We start from the raw sequence: 2,718 nt of genomic DNA, 5'->3' as shown, positions 1-2,718 counted from the left end.
ATGTGAACGTCACGATCGCTTTCGACCCGGCGAGCGGTGGCTTCCGCATGGCGCATCTGACCGCCAGCTATGCCTTCGTCATCGAGTTCCCTTACTTCAGCAACTTCCCGATCAACTACGCGACAACCGTTACCGTGCCGATGGTCGGGAGTTAGGCTGGACGCCCGCATATGACGGAACGATAGGCTGCAAAGTTGTTGCTTCAGCGGCCGAGGTCACCAACCACACGGTTGCGCCAGAGTATGCCCGTTCCCGTGAAAATCAAAAGCCGGTCACGATCCAAGGATTGGTATCATATCCGAGGCGCTGTTTTGTTGGTTCAGTGCCATTGAGCGGGGCTGTGGCAGTTCCTGTCAAACTGCAGTCCAGCTCTGGAACGTCTTTCTTTACCGAATGCTTGGCCGAGCAAAGCGCAGCGGCGTCACTGATCACCGTTTTCTTCTCCTTGGCATCAACAGGACCATTTCCAGCCAACAGGACGACCGCACAGAACAACGCCATTTTCATGAGAAACGCCCTCAGTTGAGCATCCCCAGATGCTGCCATCTGACGTTACGTTAATTTTATATTAGCGCAAGAGAATATAGATAGGCAAAAAAAGAATCGGTACGAAAGCAGGCGGCCAAAAACTGGTCGCCTGCCGGCACCCGAAACCCTTATATGGGGATGGTCAACTACAAATGGCCTTACGTCGACATTGTCATGTACCTCCGCGGCAATCCGTAGATCCATTCGATGAGTCCGTTTGCGTGACGCGGTTCGCGAACGAACTGAACCGCCCCGGGTTTTCCGGAGGCCGTTTCGTTTGAGTCACGCGGCTATGGCTGGGTCTTCGAGCATGGCGTAGTAGCGTTCCTCGGCTTCGGCCGGCGGGATGTTGCCGATGGGCTCCAGCAGCCGGCGATTGTTGAACCAGTCGACCCATTCGAGCGTGGCGAACTCGACGGCCTCGAATGAGCGCCAGGGTCCGCGTCGATGGATCACCTCGGCCTTGTAAAGACCGTTGATCGTTTCGGCGAGAGCATTGTCGTAAGAGTCGCCGACACTGCCCACCGAAGGCTCGACGCCGGCCTCCGCCAGGCGCTCGGTGTATCTGATAGAGACGTATTGGCTGCCTCTATCGCTGTGATGGATGAGCCCGCCTCCCTGCACGGGCCGCCGATCATGGAGAGCCTGTTCCAGAGCGTCCAGAACGAAGCTGGCATGCGCCGTGCGGCTCACCCGCCAGCCGACGATCCTTCGCGCATAGGTGTCGATGACAAAGGCGACATAGACGAAGCCCGTCCAGGTCGCGACGTAGGTGAAGTCGGAGACCCACAGCATGTTCGCCGGGGCATGGAACTGGCGATTGACGTGATCGAGAGGGCATGGTGCCGCCTTGTCGCTCACCGTGGTGCGGATCGGCTTGCCGCGGATGATGCCTTCGAGGCCCATGGCCCTCATCAGGCGGGCAACCGTGCAGCGGGCGACATCGAAGCCCTCGCGTTGCAACTGCCGCCAGATCTTGCGAACGCCGTAGACGCGGAAGTTAGCCTCGAACACGCGTCGGACCTCATCCTTCAAAGCCTCATCCCGCTTCACCCGAGCCGACAGCCGGGAGGGATCGATGCGCTTGGCGACATGGTCGTGGTAGGTCGACGGGGCGATCGGCAGCACCTTGCAGATCGGCTCGACCCCATGCGCCTCGCGGTGATCGTCGATGAACGCGATCATGGCTTGAACCGGCGGTCGAGCTCCGCCTGGGCAAAATACGCGGAAGCCTTGCGAAGTATCTCGTTGGCCTGGCGAAGCTCGCGGTTCTCGCGTTCCAAAGCCTTGAGTTTCGTCGCCACATCCGTAGGCACACCGGCTCGCACGCCACTGTCGCGCTCGGCCTTCTTCACCCACTCATGCAGCGTCTGCGCCGTGCAGCCGATCTTGGCGGCGATCGACGAGACCGCCGCCCACCGCGAGGCATGCTCGCCTTCGTGATCCAGAACCAGCCGCACCGCACGGGCTCGGACCTCGGGAGAGAACTTGTTGGTCGTCTTGCTTGTCATGGCTCCGCCTTCTCAGGAGTTGGAGCCCCCGATCAACCCGGGGCGGTTCATAACACCCAGGAGCGACCAGCTGAACCAATATCGCGTTACCTTCATAACTTGACCGTTTATATGGAGTTCTCTGATCGCGGGGCTGATTGCCGGCTCTGCGGATTGGTCATCGTATCACGCGATCGCACAGGCCAGAGCACCTGGCGCAGTCCCAAGCGCGGCGGAAGGGGTGTATGCGAGCAGCGGCCGTTCAGCTCTGGTTGCTCACTGGCATGAGGGCATCGATGTCGCAGTTGCGCAGCCATCGGCGATGCGTCAACGGTTTGGGTGACCAGGCGTGTGGATCGACCTGGTTCATCTTGCGGTTTATGCCGACTGCCGAACTATGTCGAGCGGCAAACTTTGTTCATCACTTGGCCGCAGCTGGATGAGCATCTCCGTCAGTCGACGTGGCCTGCTGCCAACGTGAAGGAGAGGACGCATGAGCACGGGTGATTGTCTGCAACACAGCATCCTGTATCGGAAGCAGATTCATGGCCTCTCGAGTTTTTCAAAGATTTACGCGACGAGATTGTGGGGCGAAGGCTTCGCTCGGCCTTGCACCTAGCCCGTCTTATGCACGACGATGGGGCTTTGAGGCTGGCGGATGTAGCTTAAGCGATTGATTTGGCGTAGGATTCGGTTGCTT

The 2,718-nt window shown here is 59.2% G+C and carries 2 protein-coding genes and 1 other annotated feature; both genes read right to left on the bottom strand.

The annotated features are described in order from the left end of the window. Nucleotides 1-261: 261 nt before the first annotated feature. Nucleotides 262-507, bottom strand: coding sequence for a hypothetical protein (locus NKG99_RS35580; protein WP_352874133.1), 246 nt, complete (start codon nt 505-507; stop codon nt 262-264). Nucleotides 508-810: 303 nt separating this feature from the next. After that, nucleotides 811-2,039, bottom strand: a protein-coding gene (locus NKG99_RS35575; protein WP_352874132.1) for an IS3 family transposase whose coding sequence is annotated in 2 segments (ribosomal slippage) — nt 811-1,748 and nt 1,748-2,039 — 1,230 coding nt in all. Because the reading frame shifts where the segments join, the coding sequence is not laid out codon by codon here. Beyond that, nucleotides 1,639-1,755, bottom strand: a sequence feature (AL1L pseudoknot). (Overlaps the previous gene by 117 nt.) Nucleotides 2,040-2,718: the final 679 nt, after the last annotated feature.

It is taken from the genome of Mesorhizobium sp. M1409 (assembly GCF_040317535.1).
In the GTDB taxonomy this organism is placed as follows: Bacteria; Pseudomonadota; Alphaproteobacteria; order Rhizobiales; family Rhizobiaceae; genus Mesorhizobium.
The sequence above is the reverse complement of the archived record's forward strand: the minus strand, read 5'-3'. Positions and strand labels throughout refer to the sequence as shown.

Excerpts from the sequence above, each read along its gene's own strand:
- NKG99_RS35580 (WP_352874133.1), bottom strand. The coding sequence starts at position 507 with ATGAAAATGGCGTTGTTCTGTGCGGTCGTCCTGTTGGCTGGAAATGGT.